The 22503-nt window shown below is 48.7% G+C and carries 19 protein-coding genes, 2 tRNA genes and 1 pseudogene; 19 read left to right on the top strand and 3 right to left on the bottom strand.

Features of this window, described 5'->3' with window-relative positions:
* Positions 1-135: 135 nt before the first annotated feature.
* From EL645_RS05680 to EL645_RS05655, 6 genes are all read left to right on the top strand, one after another.
* Positions 136-1041 (top strand): phosphatidate cytidylyltransferase, encoded by a 906-nt coding sequence (locus EL645_RS05680; protein WP_126549122.1) that lies wholly within the window; start codon positions 136-138, stop codon positions 1039-1041.
* A 113-nt stretch (positions 1042-1154) separates the two neighbouring features.
* Complete coding sequence (locus tag EL645_RS05675; RefSeq protein ID WP_126549121.1) at positions 1155-2330, top strand: 1-deoxy-D-xylulose-5-phosphate reductoisomerase; 1176 nt, start codon at positions 1155-1157, stop codon at positions 2328-2330.
* 94 nt (positions 2331-2424) lie between these two features.
* Positions 2425-3624 carry a M50 family metallopeptidase gene (locus EL645_RS05670; protein ID WP_126549120.1) on the top strand — a complete coding sequence of 400 codons (1200 nt, stop codon included), beginning with the start codon at positions 2425-2427 and terminating at the stop codon, positions 3622-3624.
* 19 nt (positions 3625-3643) lie between these two features.
* Positions 3644-4882, top strand: a complete 1239-nt coding sequence (gene ispG, locus EL645_RS05665) for a flavodoxin-dependent (E)-4-hydroxy-3-methylbut-2-enyl-diphosphate synthase (protein WP_126549119.1) — start codon at positions 3644-3646, stop codon at positions 4880-4882.
* Between the two features lie 283 nt (positions 4883-5165).
* Positions 5166-5381, top strand: a complete 216-nt coding sequence (locus EL645_RS05660; RefSeq protein WP_126549118.1) for a hypothetical protein — start codon at positions 5166-5168, stop codon at positions 5379-5381.
* 364 nt (positions 5382-5745) lie between these two features.
* Entirely contained in the window at positions 5746-6909 is a 1164-nt protein-coding gene (locus EL645_RS05655; RefSeq protein WP_126549117.1) for a S53 family peptidase, read from the top strand.
* A gap of 359 nt (positions 6910-7268) precedes the next feature.
* On the opposite strand, the gene EL645_RS05650 is transcribed toward EL645_RS05655, so the two are convergent.
* Together EL645_RS05650 and EL645_RS05645 are read right to left on the bottom strand one after the other, a co-directional pair.
* Positions 7269-7345, bottom strand: a tRNA-Val gene (locus EL645_RS05650).
* A 24-nt stretch (positions 7346-7369) separates the two neighbouring features.
* Positions 7370-7443: transfer RNA gene (locus tag EL645_RS05645), tRNA-Val, on the bottom strand.
* Between the two features lie 395 nt (positions 7444-7838).
* On the opposite strand from EL645_RS05645, the gene EL645_RS40725 reads away from it, so the two are divergent.
* The 11 genes and pseudogenes from EL645_RS40725 (at position 7839) to EL645_RS05590 (ending at position 19135) form a co-directional block, all read left to right on the top strand.
* Positions 7839-10472, top strand: a complete 2634-nt coding sequence (locus EL645_RS40725) for a CHAP domain-containing protein (protein WP_126549116.1) — start codon at positions 7839-7841, stop codon at positions 10470-10472.
* Between the two features lie 29 nt (positions 10473-10501).
* Positions 10502-12160 carry a 3-dehydroquinate synthase gene (gene aroB / locus EL645_RS05635; RefSeq protein WP_126549115.1) on the top strand — a complete coding sequence of 553 codons (1659 nt, stop codon included), beginning with the start codon at positions 10502-10504 and terminating at the stop codon, positions 12158-12160.
* Between the two features lie 6 nt (positions 12161-12166).
* The gene (gene aroQ, locus EL645_RS05630) at positions 12167-12607 is read left to right on the top strand and encodes a type II 3-dehydroquinate dehydratase (protein ID WP_126549114.1); all 441 of its coding nucleotides are present in this window, start codon (positions 12167-12169) and stop codon (positions 12605-12607) included.
* A gap of 12 nt (positions 12608-12619) precedes the next feature.
* Entirely contained in the window at positions 12620-13720 is a 1101-nt protein-coding gene (locus EL645_RS05625) for a M24 family metallopeptidase (protein WP_126549113.1), read from the top strand.
* Positions 13721-13735: 15 nt separating this feature from the next.
* Positions 13736-14293 (top strand): elongation factor P, encoded by a 558-nt coding sequence (gene efp / locus EL645_RS05620; protein WP_126549112.1) that lies wholly within the window; start codon positions 13736-13738, stop codon positions 14291-14293.
* Between the two features lie 199 nt (positions 14294-14492).
* Positions 14493-15011 carry an acetyl-CoA carboxylase biotin carboxyl carrier protein gene (locus EL645_RS05615; RefSeq protein WP_126549111.1) on the top strand — a complete coding sequence of 173 codons (519 nt, stop codon included), beginning with the start codon at positions 14493-14495 and terminating at the stop codon, positions 15009-15011.
* Between the two features lie 5 nt (positions 15012-15016).
* Positions 15017-16252 carry an exodeoxyribonuclease VII large subunit gene (gene xseA, locus EL645_RS05610; protein WP_126549110.1) on the top strand — a complete coding sequence of 412 codons (1236 nt, stop codon included), beginning with the start codon at positions 15017-15019 and terminating at the stop codon, positions 16250-16252.
* Positions 16252-16488, top strand: a complete 237-nt coding sequence (gene xseB, locus EL645_RS05605; RefSeq protein WP_246035288.1) for an exodeoxyribonuclease VII small subunit — start codon at positions 16252-16254, stop codon at positions 16486-16488. The genes xseA and xseB overlap by 1 nt, the downstream gene beginning before the upstream one ends.
* A 20-nt stretch (positions 16489-16508) precedes the next feature.
* Positions 16509-16951: pseudogene (locus EL645_RS05600) on the top strand (divergent PAP2 family protein).
* Between the two features lie 722 nt (positions 16952-17673).
* Positions 17674-18402: a response regulator transcription factor gene (locus tag EL645_RS05595; protein WP_126549109.1), complete on the top strand. Its 729-nt coding sequence runs from the start codon at positions 17674-17676 to the stop codon at positions 18400-18402.
* 277 nt (positions 18403-18679) lie between these two features.
* Complete coding sequence (locus EL645_RS05590; protein WP_126549108.1) at positions 18680-19135, top strand: GspE/PulE/PilB domain-containing protein; 456 nt, start codon at positions 18680-18682, stop codon at positions 19133-19135.
* A 15-nt stretch (positions 19136-19150) separates the two neighbouring features.
* Here the strand turns inward: EL645_RS05590 and EL645_RS05585 are convergent, their stop codons facing one another.
* The gene (locus EL645_RS05585) at positions 19151-19825 is read right to left on the bottom strand and encodes a sugar transferase (protein ID WP_126549107.1); all 675 of its coding nucleotides are present in this window, start codon (positions 19823-19825) and stop codon (positions 19151-19153) included.
* Between the two features lie 384 nt (positions 19826-20209).
* Here EL645_RS05585 and EL645_RS05580 point away from each other — a divergent pair, with 384 nt between their 5' ends.
* A complete protein-coding gene (locus EL645_RS05580) occupies positions 20210-21340 on the top strand; it encodes a DegT/DnrJ/EryC1/StrS family aminotransferase (RefSeq protein ID WP_246035285.1) in 1131 nt (376 codons plus the stop codon).
* Positions 21341-21488: 148 nt separating this feature from the next.
* On the top strand, positions 21489-22463 hold the full coding sequence (locus tag EL645_RS05575) for a Gfo/Idh/MocA family protein (RefSeq protein WP_161977144.1): 975 nt from the start codon (positions 21489-21491) through the stop codon (positions 22461-22463).
* Positions 22464-22503 lie beyond the last annotated feature (40 nt).

Below are 22503 nucleotides of genomic sequence, written 5' to 3'. Positions count from 1 at the left end.
TGGTGCCGCCAGGTATTCAATTATACCCAGGCTACTGAATTTTGATGATATTATGATGTAGCATCATGGCATCTTAAAAGCGGTATTTCCTGGTGTATGTTAGAATAACCTATAGCTTGACTGAGGAGTAAATGTTTGCAAGGCACAAGTAAGCAGAATAACAATGCGGGTGCAACTGAGCCCGAGAAAAAAGCGAACGCGTCTGTCGGCCAACGCTGGTTGACTGCGGGTATTGCAATGCCTGTAGTACTCCTCTTTGTCTGGTTTGGTGGTTGGTGGGCCTTCCTGGCATGTCTGGCGGTAGCAGTCCTGGGAACAATTGAACTGCACACAATGTTATTAAAGGCAGGATATCGACCGCTTATATGGATGAGTTATGGGTTAAGCATACTTTTTCTCAGCTCAGCCATGTTTCCGCCCCAACGGCTACTCATATTACAGATAGGCCTGGGAGCTTCGGTAGTCCTCTCTTTTTGCTGGCTTTTTACGCGTAAGCAGCTTGAAGGAACAATGGTCGACTGGGCATTAACCCTGGCCGTACCTATGTATCTTGGCTGGTCAATGAGTTATTTCTTATTGCTGCGTGGCTATGAAGTAGGTTCTTTGCACCCCATGAGTGGCTGGTGGGTTACATTACCCCGTGGAGTCTGGTGGTTACTGGTAACCCTGCTAGGTGTGTGGGGTTTTGACGCCGCCGCCTTTTTTGCTGGACGTTATTTTGGGAGGCATAAAATGGCTCCCCACATCAGTCCCGCTAAAACCTGGGAAGGGGTAGCTGGAGGGTTATTGCTCTCCATCATTGCTAGCTTGATTTTGACCGTCATACCTCTAGGTGTACCCTGGTATTTCGCAATCATCCTGGGATTACTCATAGGAACTGCTGCGACGCTAGGAGATCTTGCTGAATCGCTGATCAAGCGCCAGATGCATGTCAAAGACAGTGGTCAGTTCATGCCAGGTCACGGCGGCATGCTAGACCGTATCGATAGCCTGCTCTTCGCAGTCTTTGTTGTCTATCTTTTCTCGCTGTTCTTCATGTAGCCGAACTTTCCCATAGCATGGTTCGTACATGCTATAATCTGGATGAAAGATTAAACTGAGTCATTACTTACGCACCGTAAGTATGTAAAATATATATCATAGGTTGAATTCTCATGACAACGTTCCCTAAACGTATTGCTTTACTAGGAAGCACAGGATCAATTGGGCGACAAACCCTCGATGTCGTACGGCGTTTTCCCGAACAATTTAGCATCGTCGCACTGGCTGCCCGCAGCAATGTTGAACTGCTCGCGCAGCAGGTGCAAGAGTTTCAGCCTGATCTAGTCACCTGTTATGCGGATGCACCTGAAGTTGAGGCTAAAGCCCGCCAACTGCTGCCGCAGGCATTACTTGGTGAACAGGGTCTACTGGCTGTCGCCACCCATGCAGATGCTGACATCCTGGTTGCTGCCACCTCGGGCCTGGTCGGTTTAATGCCAACCCTGGCGGCGATTGGTGCAGGCAAAACGATCGCGCTCGCCAACAAAGAGACACTGGTCATGGCAGGCCACCTGGTGACCCAGGCGGCCCAACGTGTTGGTGTACCTATTTATCCTATTGATAGTGAGCACAGCGCAATCTGGCAATGCTTGCGGGGCGAAGAACAGAAAGACATTCATCGTCTCCTCCTGACCGCGTCTGGTGGCCCTTTCAGAACCGCCTCATTAGAGGATCTCAAAACCGTCACGGTTAAGCAAGCACTGGCACATCCTACCTGGAGCATGGGTCCCAAGATTACCATCGATAGCGCTACCTTGATGAACAAAGGTCTTGAAGTTATTGAGTCCCATTGGCTCTTTGGTGTACCATATGAGAAGATGGAAGTAGTGGTGCATCCAGAAAGCATCATTCATTCAATGGTCGAGTTTATTGATGGCTCCTTCAAGATGCAGGCCAGCTTACCGAGCATGCATCTTCCCATTATGAATGCTTTGGGATATCCTGATCGCCTGGCCTCGGCTGAGACAGATTTCATTCGGGAACTGCGCTGGGCCGATGTGGCTACGCTACATTTTGAAGATCTGGATCTTGCACGCTTCCCCTGTTTCCGGCTGGCTATTGAAGCTGGAAAACGTGGTGGTACCTATCCATGTGCCCTGGTCGGGGCAGATGAAGAGGCCGTCGAATTGTTCTTGACGGGCAAAATTGGCTACCTGGAGATTGCCCAATTAATTGAGGCTGTGCTGGAGCGCCATCAGTCAATTGAACAACCAAACGTTGCTGCGACTCTTGAGGCCTGTGCCTGGGCACGTCGCACCGTTCGCGAAATATGGAAAAAACGCGCGTAGGGTTAGCAATTGCAGGGCTTTATGCTCCTTTTTGACAGCATAAAAATTTTCAGATGATATGAATAAAGATGAGTATTGAGTAAAGGAAAAGGGGATGAGCTGGTATATACTCGCTGTTATTCCAGTGTTAGGGTTGCTTGTGTTTGTACACGAGCTAGGACATTTTATTGCGGCGAAGTGGGCTGGTATTCGAGTTGATGAATTTGGGATGGGCTTTCCACCCAATATCGTCAGTTTGCGTAAACGCGAGCGTGGCGGTTGGGAGGTTATGTGGTTTGGTCGCGGCAGCTCTGTGATGGACACCAGCAATATCCAAAATCCCTTTGGTAATGCTAGCGAAGAGCTAGCAACTCCGCCTGAGCGCACACTATATTCGTTGAACCTGCTCCCTCTTGGTGGCTTTGTACGTATGGCGGGCGAGAGTGGGGATACAGTGGATGAGAATGGCCGCTATGATGAGGGCAGTTTTGCCGCGAAAACGGCGGGAAAACGCATCATTGTACTCTGTGCCGGCGTCTTTATGAACTTTCTGCTCGGCATAGTCCTGTTCACTGTCGCTTATGGACTGGGTGAGCCCATGCCAACACCGACTGCCGTGATTGGCTCAATTCAAGCCAATTCGCCCGCAGCCATGGCTGGTTTACGGGCAGACGATACCGTCCTGGCTGTGAATGGGAAGGCTGTAAAAGACTTCAACGCTATGTCGACTGCGGTGACACAGATTATCAATGCTGATAAGGGAAAAGATGAGCATATACCCATTCGATTAACGATTCAGCATAGTCAGCAGAGTGGTACCCAGGATGTAACCGTCAACGCGCGTGTCCATCCGCCACAAGGACAGGGCTACATGGGCGTGGGCGCAAAAGTCTTAACCATGCATTATCCTCTCTGGCAGGCTCCTTTTAGAGGCATTGCACATACTTTTGACTTTATCCATCAATACCTGTCCATTATTGGAAAAATGATTATTGGCGCTATCCAACCGCAGTTTTCTGGTCCGGTTGGTATTGCTCAGGTTACTCAAAGTGTGGCCGAGCAAACCCCGGTTGTTGGCTGGTGGCCCATTTTAAGTCTAACCGCCGCCTTAAGTTTGAATTTAGCAATTTTTAACATTTTACCCTTCCCCGCTCTTGATGGTGGACGCGTCTTCCTTATATTGGTAGAGATATTACGGGGTGGAAAGCGTTTGAAACCGGAGCGCGAAGGTCTTATTAATCTCGTTGGTTTTGCTTTACTATTAGTTCTCATGGTTGTGGTCACGGTCAGTGATCTCATGCATTGGAACGGCTAAACGGAGTTTGCTTTCAATTATGCGAAAAAAAACACGACAGATACATGTAGGTAATGTAGCAATTGGTGGAGATGCCCCAATTTCTGTTCAATCGATGACCACTACCTATACACGTGATGTAGAGACAACTGTTGCGCAGATCCATCGCTTACAGGATGTGGGTTGTGAATTGGTGCGTGTTGCAGTGCCTGAGATGGAAGACGCTGTGGTTTTGAGCGAAATAAAGAAGCGCATCAATATTCCGCTGGTGGCCGATATCCATTACAATCCCGAATTGGCTTTAGAAGCGATTCGTCAGGGTATCGACAAAGTTCGCATCAATCCTGGAAATCTGTTACAGGGCCGCAAGTCCCTGGAGAAAATTGTTCTGGCCGCTAAAGAGCGTGACGTTGCTATGCGTATCGGCGTCAACTCTGGTTCGATCGATGCGTTGGATAAAGTCGCCCAGATGCAGCGTGTACAGGTTCGCCTGCGCGATGATGGTACCCTCGAGCGCACAGATCCCACTGAGGCCCGCCGCCAGGAGCGTGAGCAACTGGCCGAGCGTATGGTCGCACGTGCTCTGGAGTATATCAGCTGGTGTGAGGAACTGGATTATCATAACCTCGATGTCTCGTTGAAATCTTCAACTGTGCTGACCGCTATTGAGGCCTATCGCCGTTTCTCGCAGCGTTCGGACTATCCGATCCATCTGGGTATTACCGAAGCCGGTACACTTGTAACCGGTGCCGTTAAGTCTTCAGTTGGTCTGGGTATCCTGCTGGCCGAAGGTATTGGTGACACTATCCGTGTTAGCTTAAGTGCCGAGCCAGAGGAAGAGATTCCTGTTGCCTTTGAGATTTTGCGCTCACTGGAATTGCGTAACCGTGGCGTCACCTTTGTTTCTTGTCCCTCATGTGGACGTGTCGAGATCGACGTTATTAGCGTTGCCAACGAAGTAGAAAAGCGACTCTCGAAGGTACAGACCCCCATTCAGGTTGCTGTTATGGGTTGTGTTGTGAATGGCCCTGGTGAGTCCCGGGATGCCGATGTTGGCCTCGCAGGCGGTAAAGGTAAGGGGGTGATCTTCCGCAAAGGTCAGGTAGTCAAAACCGTGCCTGAAGATCAATTCCTGGATGCTGTCCTGAAAGAGGTCGCTAGCTTACTTCCCGAGGCAGAGGCAAAAGTTGTTTATCCTGATGGTGGTATTACAGATATCGCTGGCACACACCGTACCCGTGACGAGGGCACGAACCTGCCGATCTTACCCCGCGCCTAACACAAATTTTCACATATAGATTAGCGCAGTCTCAACTTGAAGCATCATGCTTCAAGTTGAGACTGCGCTTTTTTAAGTATCCATCCATTGGATCTTATCTACTATTTATCTTCTTTCTCGCTTCCCCTCGCTGCCTCCACCTTTACAGTACAAGCAGAGAAATACTAAAAAATGAGCTGCCTATGGCGTTAGCGACTCCCAAATACCTCTCATCAGGGCGCACTAACTCTGAATCAGGGCTTTTCATGTTCCTCTTTGGCGCCTGCGGCGCCGGGTGTGGAGTGTGTGTGGTGAACGGCCGCGACAGCCCACCACACACACTCCACACCTGAAAGAAGGTCCATCGTATCGCTGGTTCGTGATCTCCCTGCGATCTCTGGACGACCATGAAAAAGCCTTGCCCCTGAATAATTTCTCGTTTGTGAAGGGCAGTGAGCATGCGGCCAGGCCGCATGCTCACTGCCCTTCACAAACCCAGACGAGCGCCGCAGGCGCGTAGCTGCATGCCACTAATTCCTGGATAAAATCTAGTAAGGTAGTTATATACATTCATGACAAGTTTCTGGTTGGATATAAAGTAGGTGATAGTACCTTTTGGAAATAAATGTACTGTATAGTTCTTACAGTTTACCATGTAGTTTTTTTCTAATGTAACTATTCAAATTGTTTCATTGTATGTCTTATTGCGTAAATATATTCCGTTTATGCTATTAATTGCAATAGGACATTTATTATATAACTCATTTCTTCAATATTTTCTATTCAGACACCTAGAAAATTAACTTATTATCTTCTATACTTAGAAAGCGACTCTTCCTATATAGATATGTTTAACTCTATGATTTTATTTGGAGGGATATCTTATGATGCAAAGACGTGTGGTCGCTCCTCACATGCTTTATGCAACTTTCGCTTTTGCGCTATTATTAGCCCTTTTAGCGTCTGGTGCGGCGACACAAACCGTTGACGCCCATGCATCGAGTCATGTCAGTCCGCAGGCGGTGGTTAATCCCCATCATATTTATGCTGGTGCTGTCCAGGATAAGACATTCAAATGCCAGTCAAATACTGCCGCCATCCGTTGTTATGGCCCCAAACAGATTCGTAATGCCTATAGTATTCAGCCACTATTGGACAAAGGAATTACTGGAAAAGGTCGTACAATTGTTATTCTGGATGCTTATAGCGCTCCCCATATCCAGGATGACTTGCATTCTTTTGACCAGAACTTTGGTCTGAACGATCCTACTCTCAACATCATCCCTGGCCAGGGTTCACTGACCCCATTTGATGGCAGTGCTTTGCAGGAAGGTTGGGCTGGTGAGATCGCGTTAGACGTAGAGTGGTCTCATGCGGTTGCTCCTGATGCCACCATCGACCTGGTGTTGGCCAAGAGCAGTAACGACAGCGACCTGGTTGCTTCATTGCAGTATGCTATCGACAACAACCTGGGCGATGTCGTTTCGATGAGCTTTGGTGAGGCAGAAAGCTGCCTGGATGCGCCAACTACGCAATTATGGCACCATGCTTTCCAGACTGCCACCCAGAAGAACATCACACTGTTCGCATCTGCTGGTGACCAGGGTGCAGCACAGCCAACCTGTGATAATAGCTCTTATATCTTGTCTGCCTCTTCACCTGCTAACGATCCATTCGTTTCAGGCGTTGGTGGTACTCAGCTGGTAGCTGATGCTGTTACAGGTGCTTATCAGAGTGAAACTGCCTGGAACGAGCCTGACTTCGGCGCTGCTGGTGGTGGTGGTTTCAGCACAGTATATGCGAAACCATTCTTCCAGTATGGATTGCCAAATATCCCGGTAAAGGTCGCGGTGTGCCAGATGTGGCCTACAACGCAGCCATCAACGGTGGTGTTCTGGCTGTCACATCCGATAGCGGTGCTCCTGCTGGATCAGTCTTCATCTTCGGTGGTACCAGTGCTGGTTCCCCACAGTGGGCAGCTATTGTTGCCCTGGCTGATCAACTTGGCAATAAAAGGGTTGGTTACATCAACCCTGTTCTGTACCTGATCTTTGGCCGTATTGGTAGCATCTATTCCGCAACCTTCCATGACATCACTACTGGCAACAACTCTTATACCTTTGCCGATGCCAATGGCAATCCTGTAACCATTCAGGGTTATGATGCCAAAAAAGGTTGGGATGCCACAACTGGTTGGGGTTCACCAATCGTCTCCAAGTTCGTACCTCTGCTGGTGCTCTTCACTGGTGGCGTTCACGCACACGATTTTGATGCCCAGAAAGCAGCTATGAAATAAGTAGCCTCATTCTGATGTCCCTATGCAAATAGGGGCATCAGAAGCCCTACATTGTTAATAGCATAAAGAAGACCTCCTGCAACAAAAGTATGCAGGAGGTCTTCTTTATGCTGGTGGTCGATACAGAACTCGAATCTGTGACCTCTACGATGTCAACGTAGCGCTCTAACCAACTGAGCTAATCGACCAGATATTCATCCAGTGATTCTGGGTGGGCGATACAGAACTCGAATCTGTGACCTCTACGATGTCAACGTAGCGCTCTAACCAACTGAGCTAATCGCCCTTAACGGAGACAATAATAGCATCGATCCTGTATATTGTCAAGCGCTTTTCGAGGGTTTTCGAGGTCATAGGAATGTGTTAGTGGTTGCAGATGCTATGCCATAAGGCATGTTTATAACTTATTAAGTTACCTAAGTACTAAACATAGACCAGAGCGCCTTGATTCTATATGAATACGATGTTATAATTTCCCGTGTGTCGAGAACGTCTATTTTCTTATTCTCGATAAAAAAATCTACTGCCTTTGCATCGGATATATCAGTATGTATCTATAAAGATGCGTTTAATATTTTCATTTGCCAACCAGTATCTCGATATATCCGCATGCGTATGTCCAGGGGATGTGACCACATGGCCCTTTACCGTCCCTGCTTTTCTTAGGAAGGTGTGTCCTGTATGCTTTTTTCAGCCCAAGGACGGATGCTGAAGGTAACGCGTATGCTAAGCGGTCACTATGATAGCCGCAAGTGGGTAAAGATCATTGGAGTTTGTCTTCTTTGTCTGGTGATTTTTGTAGAGTTTTCACCCTTTGCAGCTCCTCCCGTGAGCGCGCATGCACATGTACAAAGTTCCGCTGATTGGTGTGGCGGCTCCTATTTTTCTCCTGATGGCAATCCTTATATGCTGTGTCCTGGTCCTTATCCACTGGGTGGTAATTGTGTCTGGTGGGCCTGGGAGCAGTGGCACCTGCTGGGTTATGATCTGCCGGTGAATTGGGGCAATGCTGCTGAGTGGGCCACTGATGCAACCAGTTCTGGTTTTAGTGTCGGAACCACGCCGCGTGTGGCTTCTATCGCGGTTTTTCCTGTTGGTGATGGCGCCTGGGCAGCCGGGCCGGCCGGGCATGTGGCCTTTGTTACATCTGTAAGTGCGGATGGCTCTACATTTGATGTGACCTACCAAAATTTTGGCGATGCCAGGTATATGTATGCTGATAAAGGCTATAACGTCAATGTCATCAATCAGCCCCGCTATCAGAATGGACAGCTACGCTTTATTTATTTTCCGCAGAAAGTTGATGGCAATCTTTTTGCGAAACTGCCTGGTATAGGGAGCTTTGGGGATCCTACCGCCGCTGTCAATCAAGCTAACAGCGCTCTGAATACTTCTACCACTGTCGCCCCCGCCGATACAACTGGCACCACGAGCAGCAATAACAGTGTTCAGCAGCAACAGAATACCTATACCAGCGATCGTATCGCGCTGGGCCTTTCACCAGCATCTTCTGACCAGGAATTTAATGCGGATTTCACGGGTACGGGTTCCAGTACGCTATTGCTCTATAATCGGCAGCGTGGAAGTATCCAGATCTATAAGTTAAATCAGCAACGACTGCCGGCGCAGAAGGTGCGACCCAGAACAGGTGATGCCTCTCTGAATGATGACTTGCTGCAGGTACCTGCAGCAGCCTCACCATTAGTGGATCTGGGCGATGCTACCACGCCTGCTGGTAACTGGGGATCAAGCCTGGATATTCATGTCGGTAATTTCTCGGGTGCGAAAGCCTCTGAGATTTTGCTGTATGACAGGATCGCGGGTACGATGCAATTATTAAGCCTGGGTAGCGATTTCCAGATCAAAAAACATGTGACGCTTTCTGATATTGGACCCGGTTGGGAAATTTCGGTTGGACGTTTCAATGGCAAGAGTAGCGGCCTCTTTATGTATAAGCGCTTTGCTACTCCATTGCCTGTTGCAGCTCCAGCTACGCCGATCCCTTCTGATACCAATCCGGTTGATCCTTCGGCCACAAATCCTGGCTCAACTGGACCAACAAGTGGGCCAACGGTAAAGACGACGCCGAGCGTGAAGCCAACGGTGAAGGCAACGCCCACGGTGAAGGCGACTCCAACTGTGAAGCCAACGGTGACGCCAACACCAAAACCAACGGTAACGCCGACGCCGAGCGTGAAGCCAACGGTAACGCCGACGCCAACCGCTACGCCGACCGCTTTGCCAACCGTGAGTCCGACACCAACGGCTCCAGTGACGCCTGTTCCAACAGCAGCGCCCACTCCGGCTCCGACTCCTACACCAACACTTGCGCCTGCGCCCACCGCGTCGGCTACACCGGCTGCTACCGCTGCCGCCAGGCCGAGTGCTACGGCCAGTACCCAGAAGACCGTTCAATACAGCTATATTATGCCTTCAAATATTATGGGCGATACCCCGCCCGATAAAGGTGGGGAGTTGAGTGGTAGTCAACTGACCGATTGGGAGAAGCAGGGGCGCTCAGCCAATATTGAGTTAATGGATTTCAATCCAGATTTAAGTATCCATCATCAACAGAGCTATACCCTCTGGCATTCTAGCTGGGAGGTGTACGTTGGCCGTTTTGTGAACTCACAGCAAGATGGCGTATTCCTGTATGATCGTACGGCAGGTGAAGGTCGCATCATGGACTTTGATCAGAACCTGGTCGTGCAGGATTACCATGAGCAGCACAATCTGGATGGAAACTGGGTAGTCTACAGCGGCGACTTCATCAATGCGGGTCGTTCGCAACTGCTCCTTTACGATCCAGGTAGCGGCGATATTCAGCTCTTGAAGTTCGATTCACACCTGGAGCTCTCCCAGCAAAAGCTGCAATCGCATCTTGGGGCTCATCAGGTCTTATACGTTGGCCACTTTGGTCTGCCAACGCTGAGTGTGATGCTCTATGATGCCCCAAGCGCGCAGAGTACCTTTGTCGCCTTTGACCAGAACCTGGATATCGCCCATCAATATCTGGTTAAGACCTGGGATCAACGCTGGCAAATCCTGGTGGGTGCCTTTACCAACCGGGCTAGTTGTACGCAGAATACAATGTGTGCCACGGACGATACTATTCTGGTACTCAATCGGCAGAGTGGACAGATCGAGCAATATGTCTTCTCATTTGGACGGGCGTTTACTGTATACGATAATCGTATCCAGTCTTTCTTACGAGAAGGCTTACCTGTTCAAGAACACGTGCAATCGGTAGATACCACCGTCTTCAGCATGGTTAATTCTCTGAGCACAAATATTCGCAACGAAGAACTTTATTAAGAACAAAATCGTGGTACAATAGAGCCACTATGCGACACGTATTTTTGATAGGGCTGTCTGGAAGTGGAAAAAGTACCGTTGGGCGTCTCTTAGCGCAACGGTTAGGACGTCCCTTACTGGATGTCGACGCGCTCATCGAACAGGAGTATGGGGAGCGCATTCCTGCAATTTTTGCACGACATGGTGAGGAATATTTCCGCACGCTCGAAGCCCGCATCTTGGCTCACGCAGTGCAACAACCAGATGATGCCATCATCGTTACCGGTGGTGGCATCGTTGTACGATCGGAGAATCGCACGCTGATGGCTCAACATGGCGTGCGCATCTTCCTGTATGTTGATCCTCAAGATTCCCTGGCTCGCCTGCAGGCGCAGCATCTTAGAGAGCAACAGCATGGTCAGACTCCGGAGATACGACCCCTCTTATCTGGTACTGATCCTCTTGCTAATCTACAGAGGATGCTGGCGGACCGTGAAGCCTGGTACAGAGAGGCCGAATTGATCTGTTCCACGCAGGGTAAACATGCTGAACAGGTGGCCGGGGAGATTATGACGATGCTTGATGATCTAACTGCTCTAGAACGGGTGGCTCCGATTGTACGCCATGTTAATGTGGGTGCAGGCTATGATACTGTGGTTGAGTGGGGAGGACTACAGCGGCTGGCTGGCTATCTCCAAAAATTGCAACTGCCCCCACGGGTATTTATTGTTACTGACAGCAATATCCATGACCTCTATATACCTTCGTTGCTCCCACAGTTGACCGCGGCTGGCTTTGAACCATGTGTTTATACCGTGCCAGCGGGCGAAGGGAGTAAGTCACAGCAACAGCTCTCAGCCATTTATGATTGGTTACTGGAGCAGCATGCCGAGCGCCGAGAAGCACTGATTGCGCTGGGTGGTGGTGTGGTTGGTGACCTGGTTGGCTATGCGGCAGCCACCTACTTACGTGGCGTGCCTCTCATTCAAATTCCTACCTCATTGCTGGCCCAGGTAGACTCCGCCATCGGCGGCAAGACCGGCATCAACCATCCTCGCGGCAAAAACCTGATTGGTGCTTTCTACCATCCTCGCCTGGTCCTGGCCGACCCATCCACTTTGCTTTCCCTGCCAGAACGCTCACGCACTGAGGGATGGGCAGAAATTGTAAAGTATGGTATCATACTCGACGCTGAGTTGTTTGCCTTATTAGAGGCGAATGCGGACCTGTTGCGAGATTTCTCCAGGCCTCCTATTGCGTTGCTCTGTCAGATTATTGCGCGTTGTATCGACTTAAAAGTTATGGTGATAGAAGAAGATGAGCGGGAACAAGGACGCCGTGCTATCCTAAACTATGGTCATACCTTTGGACACGCGTTAGAAAACGCTTCCGGTTATGGTGAATGGCTCCATGGGGAGGCTGTTTCGCTTGGTATGGTTGTTGCCGCGGCTCTGGCCCAGGCGGCTGGTTTGTTTGACGAAAAAGACGTTGTACGACAGAACCAGCTCTTGATGGCCCTTGGATTACCAACCACTTATAGCGGCTCGGTGCGCGCGCACGATATTCTGGCTGCTATGCAGCTAGATAAAAAGGTCGTGGGCAAGCGAGTGCGTTGGATCATGCCCAGGCAGATTGGTGAGGTGGTGATCACATCATTGCCTGACGATCTGGTTGAACGGATCATCACAGCGTTTATGGGAGAAAAGTAGGGATAGATGCTTAATTTCCTCATTTTAAGTGGTCCAAATCTTAATATGCTGGGTACCCGTGAACCCGCTATTTATGGTACGATGACCCTGGAGCACATTCATGATGCGCTACGTCAACGTGCCGCCACGCTGGGTGTGAGCGTTGACTGTTTCCAATCTAATTATGAGGGAGCCCTGATCGATCAGATCCAGCAACAGCGCGAACAGGCGGCTGGCATCGTGATTAATCCTGGCGCATTTACCCATTATTCGATTGCCATACGCGATGCTATCGCCGATGCACATCTGCCAACAATTGAGGTTCACTTGAGCAATGTCTATGCACGTGAAGAGTTTCGGCATCATTCAGTGATTGCTCCTGTCTGCCGTGGACAAATAGCCGGACTGGGATGGCGAGGCTATGTCCTGGCACTAGAGGCCTTGACGGCATTGGTAAGCGAGGAATAGAAAGAGATAGCTATGAGTCAAGAGAGCATACAAAAATTTAGGACGTGGATTGCTGAGCAGGGGCTGGATGCTTTTTATGTGACGCAGCCACAGAGCGCTTCCTATTTAAGTGGTTGGCTCAATGATGAGGAAGGGGCTGGTTCTGTCGTTGTCAGCGCGCAGCAGCAGATTCTCCTGACCAATCCTCTCTATAGTGAGGTCGCCGCGCGTGAGGCTGCGGGCTGGAATGTAGTAATACCAGCTGGTCGCAATTATGCGCAATCGATTGCTTCTCTGGCTCAAGAACATGGCTGGAAGAAGATCGGCTTTGAATCCACCGCGATGAGCTACGCCGATTTTGAAGCGCTGCGCAAGGCTGGCGAGGAAATTTTCAGCCTGCACCCATTTGACGAAACCATTGTCAATAAATTGCGTTATGTCAAGCAGCCATATGAACTGGAATTATTGCGGCGAGCGATCGCGATTACCGATGAAACCTTTTCACACCTGCGCCAGTGGATCCAGCCTGGCATGACCGAGAAAGATGTTGAGTGGGAAATCTCGCGCAAGATGGTGGAACTGGGTGCAGATGGTACATCTTTTAACTCGATTGTAGCTTCTGGCCCCAATGGTTCCATGCCCCACGCTATCCCGGGTCAGCGCCAGATTCAGCGTGGCGAACTGATTACTATTGATATGGGTGCTCGCTACAAAGGGTATTGTGCCGATATGACCAGGACCATTTGCCTGGGTGAGCCGGCCGAGCCCCGTATGAAAGAAGTCTACGAGACTGTTTTGCGCGCAATGAAGACCTGTGAACAAGGTTTACATGCGGGCCTCAGCGGCCGCGAAGCCGATGCTCTGGCGCGCAACGTCCTGGTGGAAGCAGGCCTGGCAGAGTATTATATTCACAGCACAGGTCACGGCGTTGGCCTGGAAATCCACGAAAATCCCTCTCTTTCACAACGTGCCCCCGAAGATGTCAAATTACCAGTAGGCTCGGTCGTAACGGTTGAGCCTGGTGTCTATATTCCCGGGTGGACTGGTACACGTGTAGAAGATTGTGTTTTGGTTAAAGAAGATGGTGTTGAAGTATTAACGCAGTCACCAACAGATCTGGTGGTTTCGCGCTAAAGGAGTTTTGCATTTATGATTTCAACTGGTGATTTGAAAAAAGGTGTCACAATCGAATTCGAAGGCCAATTATGTTCTATTCTGGAATGGCAGCATGTAAAAATTGGTCGTGGTGGTGCTATTGTACGTATGAAGTTGCGCAATCTACGCTCGGGATCAACGGTAGATCGTACCTGTGATGCGGGCGATAAATTCAAGCGCATTTACCTGGACCGTTCTAATGTTACCTATCAATATCAGGAAGGTGATCAGTACCATTTCATGGATACCAGCACCTATGAAGATATTGTCCTGACCGAGGCACAACTGGGTGAAGCCAAAAATTATCTGATCGACAACCTGGAGTTGGACATCATTCGTTATGAAGAAGAGCCCCTCTCGGTAGAGCTGCCTGAAAAGCTTGTGCTACGCGTCACCTACACCGAGCCAGGCTTCAAAGGCGATACCGCCACGGGTGGTAGCAAGCCTGCCACAACCGAGACCGGCCTGGTCGTCCAGGTACCATTATTCATCTCAGCCGACGACCTGATTCGTGTCAACACCACCACTGGTGCCTACGTCGAACGCGCCTAACGGCACATTAACAACCTACCCTCGCTTCTCTAAAGGCTGGGAGCTGCAGGAGGGCCGGCGAGGCCATCCTGCCGGGGAGCGGTGGCAGGCATGCTGGGAGCACGCCAGTCCCCGCCATCCCTTTCCTCCCCATCTCCCGCCGCAAGGCGGGAAATGAAAAAATATCATCAATGCTAGCTAGCATATATTGGAGTCGTCTATGGACCACAACTATCCTTATGAAGTCGAAACCATCGCACGCGAAGAAAATGTCTCAGTTCCCAAGGTCAGCATCGAACAACTGAAGCGCCTGGTACAACTACTAGATGAGAGCGATGTCTCAGAGATCGAAGTTAAACGGGCCGAAGAAGGGATGCAGTTAGTGCTGCGCAAAGCAAAAGCGCAGGTGGGCAGTGAAGTTGGCGAATACGCGCTTATGCAATCCGGGGAAGCCAGCCCCGCCAGCGAAGAAAAAGCCACTCCCGAGCCCCGGCATACTATTACCGCACCACTGGTCGGCATCTTCCATACCTGGGCCAAGCCCAAAGGCAATCCACTGGTAGCGGTTGGCGACCGTGTTAAATTGGGACAATTGGTTGGCACCATTCAATCATTAAATGTCATCAACGAAGTAGAAAGTACTATTGCCGGTCGTATCGTCGAAATCCTGGTGCAGGATGGCCAGGCTGTTGAATATGGGCAGCAATTGTTAGTGATTGATAGCTCGGAGGAGGCATAAGCTCCATGCTCTTTCAAGACTCTCTCGGAGCCCAGTCTGCCATCAGTGTCTCAGCACTTTCACTCTATTTGAAAGAATTGCTGGAGACCAACGACATTTTACAAAATATTTGGGTGCACGGTGAAGTCTCGAACTGTAAAATTTATCCATCCGGACACTGTTATTTTACCTTGAAAGAAGGGGACGCTCAGCTACCATGCGTGTTCTTTAAACAGGCACGCCTGCGTACAGCGGCCCCAAATTTGCGCGATGGAATGGCACTGGCCGTCAATGGCCGTATCTCATTTTATGAGCGTGATGGTAAACTTCAATTTTATGTTGACGCAGTAATGTCATTGGGTGAAGGCGCCCTCTTCCGCAAATTCGAGCAATTGAAAGCACGTTTAGAGGCTGAAGGATTATTCGATAGTGAGCGCAAGCGTCCGCTACCCGATCAGCCAACTACGATTGGAATTGTTACCTCTCTTCAAGCAGCGGCTTTACGTGATATGTTACGTACATTGCGTAATCGTTATCCTTTGACGCAAGTTATTCTTGCGCCGGCCCTGGTTCAAGGAGCTGAGGCTCCCGCCTCCATTGCCAATGCCCTGGATCGGCTCAACGAGCATGGAGAAGCAGAGGTCATCATCGTTGGACGTGGTGGGGGGTCAATCGAGGAACTATGGGCATTTAATGAAGAGGTTGTGGCGCGTGCCATTGCCCGATCACGCATTGCTGTGATCAGTGGTGTTGGCCATGAAACCGATTTTACGATTGCAGATTTTGTTGCCGATCACCGTGCCTCGACGCCGACAGCTGCCGCTACCGCTGCTGTTCCCGATATTGCCGATTGGCAGGCAGATATTGAAGAGAAGCAGCAAGTCCTGACCGATTTAATGCTGGAGCAGATCGAGGATCGTAAAGCACAGCTTGCTTACGCCATGCGTGATTTACAGCGCGCCAATCCCCAGAGCACAATCGTCCAGCGCCGCCAGCAACTCGATGAATGTACCGAGCGCCTCCAGACGTATATGCAGCACATCATCTCCTTACGCACTGAACGACTGCGGGGAGTAAGCCTGCAGCTCCATTCTCTAAGCCCACTATTGACCATCGCGCGCGGCTATGCCGTGGTGCGTCAACAGCGGGACCAGACGGTAGTTACCAGTACCCGGCAGGTGCAGGCTGGCGATATGTTAACGATTCAAGTTCAGGATGGACAGATTGAGGCAGTCGTTCGTCCTTCAGGAGCGGAGATTTAATGGAAGAGCAGATGGAATCGCTGTCATTTGAAGAAGCCTTTGAGCGGCTTGAAGCTGCTATTGCAGCTTTGCAGGAAGGCAAAATGCCACTGGATAAAGCATTAGAGCAATATCAAGATGGTATGCATCTGGCGCAGTATTGTAACGAACTTTTGCAGCAAGCTGAACTCTCAGTGCAGCAGCTCAGTTTTGATGAGGGTACTGATACTCTCTCTCTGTCACCCCTCGATTTGTAGAGGGGGAGTAGCGCAACATTATGAATAATACCACTATCCTGGATAATCGTGTTTTAATTGCGGCCTTTCTTGCCTGGGCCATTGCTCAGGTCAGTAAAACCATCCTGGAATTATTTAAGCAACGTAAATTGGCCCTCAGCCGACTGGTCTCCTCGGGTGGATGCCCAGTTCTCACTCAGCACTGGTTACTGGCCTGGCGACCGCTGTTGGCCGTAAGGTAGGGATCGCATCTCCTGACTTTGCCATCGCGGTTGTGCTGGCCAGTATTGTGATGTACGATGCTGCCGGTGTCCGCCGTGCCGTGAGTATTCAGGCTCGTCTCCTGAATCAAATGATCGAAGAAGCTTTTCAAGGTAGCCCTATGGCTGAGAAGCGCTTGCGTGAATTGATTGGCCACACCCCCATCCAGGTTTTTGTGGGTGGCCTGCTAGGCATTGCCATTGGTCTGTTATGCACTGCTTGATATGCTGAATCGATTATAAAAAATGTTATGCATAGGCATTTCTCAGCCCTTTTTATTATAAAGGGCTTTTCTTGTTGCCATAACATTTATTCGGATATAAAGAAGAGTGTATATTAGCACCCCTTTTTTGCTCTGTTTGCCCCTTTTTAATGGCAGATGACCAATTCAGGCCATGTATTGTAGGCGAAAGTGCGGTCTATAAAAGTCGGCCTGTAAAAAAGCAATATGCCGTACAAAGAGTTCTGCAATCAAGAGCTAAGAATGGTCATGTGGGCATTTGAACTCTACAAATTGTGATGTATTACCATATTGGTACATTGCAATTTGAAAACGCATAAGGTATAGTATTTATCAGACGATAAGCAGAGTCTACATTAATATCGGTGTTTTGTTAATCTACTGCATTGGACATACTTAAAATATTATATTGGATATTACGACATTTGTTGCGTCCAGGCATATTTATCGCTTAACACCTGATTCCAAAGACACCTCCGTCCGCAAGCCACTGCTTGTACATTGTTAAACTACGAAGTGAAGTGAGCGAATGTACTCATGTTACAAATATCCATACAAGCGGCGTTTATCAAGTAGTATAAAAATGGAAACTTACAATTATTACATAAGTATCCTGCTGATTGAAATTTTTATTTGTTTTTGAAATTACTGATTTTGTATATATGTGTAATGACAGATGATGAGACTAAAGTTGGGAGGCGACAATGAAATTACTGGTCATTGATAGTGATCGTGATTTGGTTGAGATGCTCACAAGCTGGTTAAAAACGCTGGGCTATGAAGTTTACCGTGCCTACACCGCTGAGCGCGCTCAAATCGAATGGTTGGAGCAGCGGCCTGATCTGGTGATCATGGATACAGCTTTGAAGGATGTAGATATGCTAGCTCTTTGTCGGGAGCTGCGTACCAAGCATGATGCACTGACGCTGGTAGTTACAGATGGTAAAGATGTACACGACGAGGTACGTTGCCTGGAGTCGGGAGCAGATGATTACCTGCGGAAACCCTTTTTCCCGTCTCAATTGCTGGCTCGTATCCGGGCGGTCAGTCGCCGTTCACGAGGGACGCTGGAGCGCCGACCCTCCTCCTTAATTCATGTCGGTCCGATTTGTGTAGATTCTCTACATAATGAAGTAACCGTAAATGGTAAGAGCTGCCGCCTGACACCTACTGAAAGTAAGATGCTGCATCTGCTGGCGATTAATGCTAATGATGTTTGTACCGCTAACCAGATTGTCACCCATGTATGGGGTTATGAGGGGGATGGCGATGCTTGTTTAATCAAAGCCCATATTCGCCATTTACGTCAGAAGATTGAGCCCGATCCCAGTACTCCTCACTATATTCTGACCGTACCTGGCGTGGGTTATACTCTAATTCGTCGCTCGGCTGAAGATGATACGGTGCGCCCATTGCGTGTTGTGTCAGTATAGAGGATTGCTTTTTATAATGTGAGTTGCTCGTATTTGTCTACACCGTGTTCTGGCAGCTGCTCTTAGCTGGTTATTTGTGGGCAGTATGTATACTTATGAACTCTGTATCAGATGGAAAGCGGGCATACTCACAATCCCCTACCTCACTCTATAAAAGCAGTGTTAAAATCTCCACCCCCTTCTTTAATATCACCACAATGTGAATTGATCCTCCATCGCATATACACATTTATCACCTATACTTAGAAAAAGAATTTCTAATGTACAGAGAGATGATATGCGCTATCGACAAGAAAGAAAAAATGGTCGGCCATTATTAACTTTAATTGAGGCCGTACCTCCTATGCCGCGCCTGACTCCTTTACGCCGGGTGCCATCAAAGTATTTTTCTCTATTGCCTTTGCATATGATATTGCGTTACCAGTGTATCGTGGTAGGGAAATCGAAGGGCTCTTTGACAGTAGCGATTGCCGATCATAAGAGTTTGTGTGTGTTACCGATTATTGGTCATTTGACCGGTTGTCAGGTCTTCCCTGTCATAATTGATTCCCGGCATATGAGTCTGCTTTTGCAGCGTTTGGAGCGTACTGAGGAGGAGAGAAGATGGGGGCGCTATCGTTATGCTGATCGTGTACATGTGAACGAAGATTGTGTGTTTCCTTCCCTGCATACAATGATACAGTTTCTTACTTCTCCGAGTATGAAACTGTATCATAGAGAGATAAATGAATAGATATGTTACAATTTATTAAGCGCCACCGCGTGAGAAAACCATAACAGGAACTGTAAGTACGATAAGCTTCAGATCGTTCCATATCGACTGATGCTCAAGATATTCAATATCCATTTCAATCATATTCTGAAATGTGACACGTGAGCGTCCATAGACCTGCCACGTGCCGGTAAGACCGGGTTTGCCAGCCATGCGAAGCCATTCATGTGAGGTATACAGCTCAACCTCATAGGGCAATGGGGGCCGAGGGCCCACTAAGGACATCTGGCCTTTCAGCACATTCCAGAACTGTGGAATCTCATCCAGGCTGGTTTTTCGAATGAAGCGACCGATTTTGGTAATACGTGGGTCTTGAACATCCTTATACGCCATTTTTCCGCTGGAGTCTTCATTCAGTTTTTGACCATTCATGTATTGAAGAATTTTTTCACGATGAGCCATTTGGTCACTATTTACATACATAGATCGAAACTTAAGCATTTCGAATTCGACCCCATTTTGCCCGATACGTTTCTGGCGAAAAAAAATAGGGCCTTCGGAGTTCAATTTAATGCAGATCGCAACAATAATACCAACCAGGATTACAAAGGGTGCAATCAATAGCGTAAAGGTGAGATCAAGTGCACGCTTTGCTCTCAGGTAGCCCGTATTGATGCTGATCGTTCGGACGGGCGCCGATTGAACAACCATTGTATCCTCCCCAAAGTGCAGACAAGAGGTAAAACATTTTACGTTCCCCTCACTCAGTTAGTTCTGATTTCAATAGTATATGACTCAGGTGTACAATTGGTGAGGATTTTTATGGAGATATGGTAAAGAGTTCGAAAATAGGTGATAAAAACGTAAGCCCCCCTTATCTTGTTATTTGACTTTGGTTGTATATTCTTTACTGATTAGCAATAGTTTAACCCATCTTACACCTTTATAGTCATCTAAATACTACCTTTATTGGTTACCATATGTAATATAGACCTATTGCAAATAAACGTATAAGATAACTCCATGTGGGTGATCTATGTTGGGTAATTTGTGAAAAGAACAATTTGCACTATGATTAAGGAGTGATCAAAAATAGTGGCATCTGAAAATGTACCTCTGGTGGATTTACGTGCTCAATATCTGGCATTAAAGCCTGAAATTATGGCTGCTTTTGAAGAAGTTCTTGAAGGAATGCAGTTATTCATTGGACCGCGACAGCGAGCTTTCGAGCAAGAGTTTGCAGCATATTGTGGGTGTCAATTTGGTGTTGGCAATTCTTCTGGCACCACTGCCTTAGAACTGGCCTTGCGTGCCTGTGGGATTGGTGCTGGTGACGAGGTCATCACCGTTTCTAACACCTTTATCGCAACCATTGAGGCGATTGCTATCGTGGGAGCTATCCCTGTCTTTGTTGATATTGACCCCGAAACTTATTTAATGGACTGGCAGCAGCTTGAACAGGTGCTTACACCTCGCACACGAGCCATTATTCCTGTTCATCTCTATGGCCATCCGGTGGAGATGCAGCCAGTGATGGATTTCGCCCGTGCCCATGGCTTGCGAGTGATTGAAGATGCTTCCCAGGCCCATGGTGCTACCTATCAAGGTCAACGTGTGGGCTCGTTTGGAGACGTCGGCTGTTTTAGCCTCTATTTCAGCAAAAACCTGGGTGCTTTCGGTGAAGCTGGTATCTGCACTACCAATGATCCTGAACTGGCTGAGAAAATGCGTATGTATCGGGATCATGGCTCACGCGTACGCTACCTGCATGAAATCATGGGGTCCAATGCACGGTTAGATGAGTTGCAGGCGGCTGTCTTGTTGATCAAAATGCCTCATCTTGAGCGTTGGAATGCGGAGCGCCAGGCCCATGCGCAAACATATAATGAGCAGCTACGAGACGTGGTTGAAGCTGTCCCCGTTGTGCGCTCCTGGGGAACGCACGTCTATTGCTATTACGTTATTCAGGTTCCTGATCGTGATCGTTTCCGCATCGCTTTGCAGGAAGAGGGAATTGGCACCAATATTCATTATCCAACTCCATTACATCTGCAACCGGCCTGTGCTCAATATGGTTATAAGCCAGGTCTCCTGCCTGTTACAGAAGCGTTGGCATCACGTATTGTTTCCTTACCTATGTATCCAGAGCTCACGCAAAAGCAGTTGCAGCGTGTCATAGATGCGGTGAAGAAGCATGCGGGTTCCTTGACTTCCCATTCGGCATAAATCCATCCCATCAAAGCGCACACTGCTTCCGCCGAGTGTGTGGAAGCATGGTTTCTAATTGCATTGTAGCTCTATGTTTTAGGATTTCAAAGGTGTATATTCAAAGGAATGTATAAATGAGAACAGATCTACGTTTTGGTCTTATTGGTTGGGGTATTGGGGTCCAAAGATTGCTCGTAACCTGGATGGCCTTTCTCAAGTATCGGTAACTATGGTGGCGGATCTGGATCAGAGCCGCCTGGCTTCTATCGCTGTAAACCAACCCTGGATTAAAACCACCACCGATTTTTACGATATACTAAATTCGGATGTGGATGGGGTGGTGATTGCTGCACCTGTGCGCGCCCATTATCGCCTGGCTAAAGAGGCGCTACTTCATGACAAGCATGTGCTGGTTGAGAAACCACTGACCGCCAGTGTGGCGGAAGCTGAGGAATTGATTGAACTGGCACGAGAACGCAATCTTATCCTCATGGTTGGTCATACCTTTGAATATAGCCCGGCCGTCAACGAGTTACGCAAGCTGGTACAGAATGGTGACCTTGGCAAGATCTATTGTGTTGAGGCGGAAAGGGTCAATCTGGGGTTGTTCCGCAGCGATATCAATGTGATCTGGGACCTGGCGCCGCACGATGTATCGATACTGCTCTATTTATTTGGTAAGACACCTGAGCGTGTTAAGGTGCAGGCGAACGCTCATTTGCAGTCCCATATCGCGGATATCGCCCATCTGGACCTGGAATTTGCCGATCAAATGACGGCTCATATTCATGTCAGCTGGCTGCATCCCTGCAAAATTCGACGGGTGACGGTTATCGGCGACGCCAGAATGGTAGTCTATGATGATACAAATCCCTCTGAAATGATCAAAGTTTATAACAAGGGTGCGGATGTCCACGCTGATCCTGTCGTGTCATATCGCTATGGGGCAATCACTATTCCGCATATCGACTGGGTCGAGCCTTTGCGCCTGGAGTGCGAGGATTTTGTGAATTCGATCCGGACCGGAAATCCTCCCCGCGCTAATGGTGAGGTTGGATTGGCTGTTGTACGCGTTTTAGAAGCTGCACAGCTGGCTTTGGAGAAGCAAGAGGCTATCAATACTGCTGTGACCGTTCAATAGCCGCCAGGCCATTCCTGATTAAAAAAGTGGGAGTCCTCGA

Origin of the sequence: Dictyobacter kobayashii (genome assembly GCF_003967555.1) — a bacterium.
Taxonomy (GTDB): domain Bacteria; phylum Chloroflexota; class Ktedonobacteria; order Ktedonobacterales; family Ktedonobacteraceae; genus Dictyobacter; species Dictyobacter kobayashii.
The sequence above is the reverse complement of the archived record's forward strand: the minus strand, read 5'-3'. Positions and strand labels throughout refer to the sequence as shown.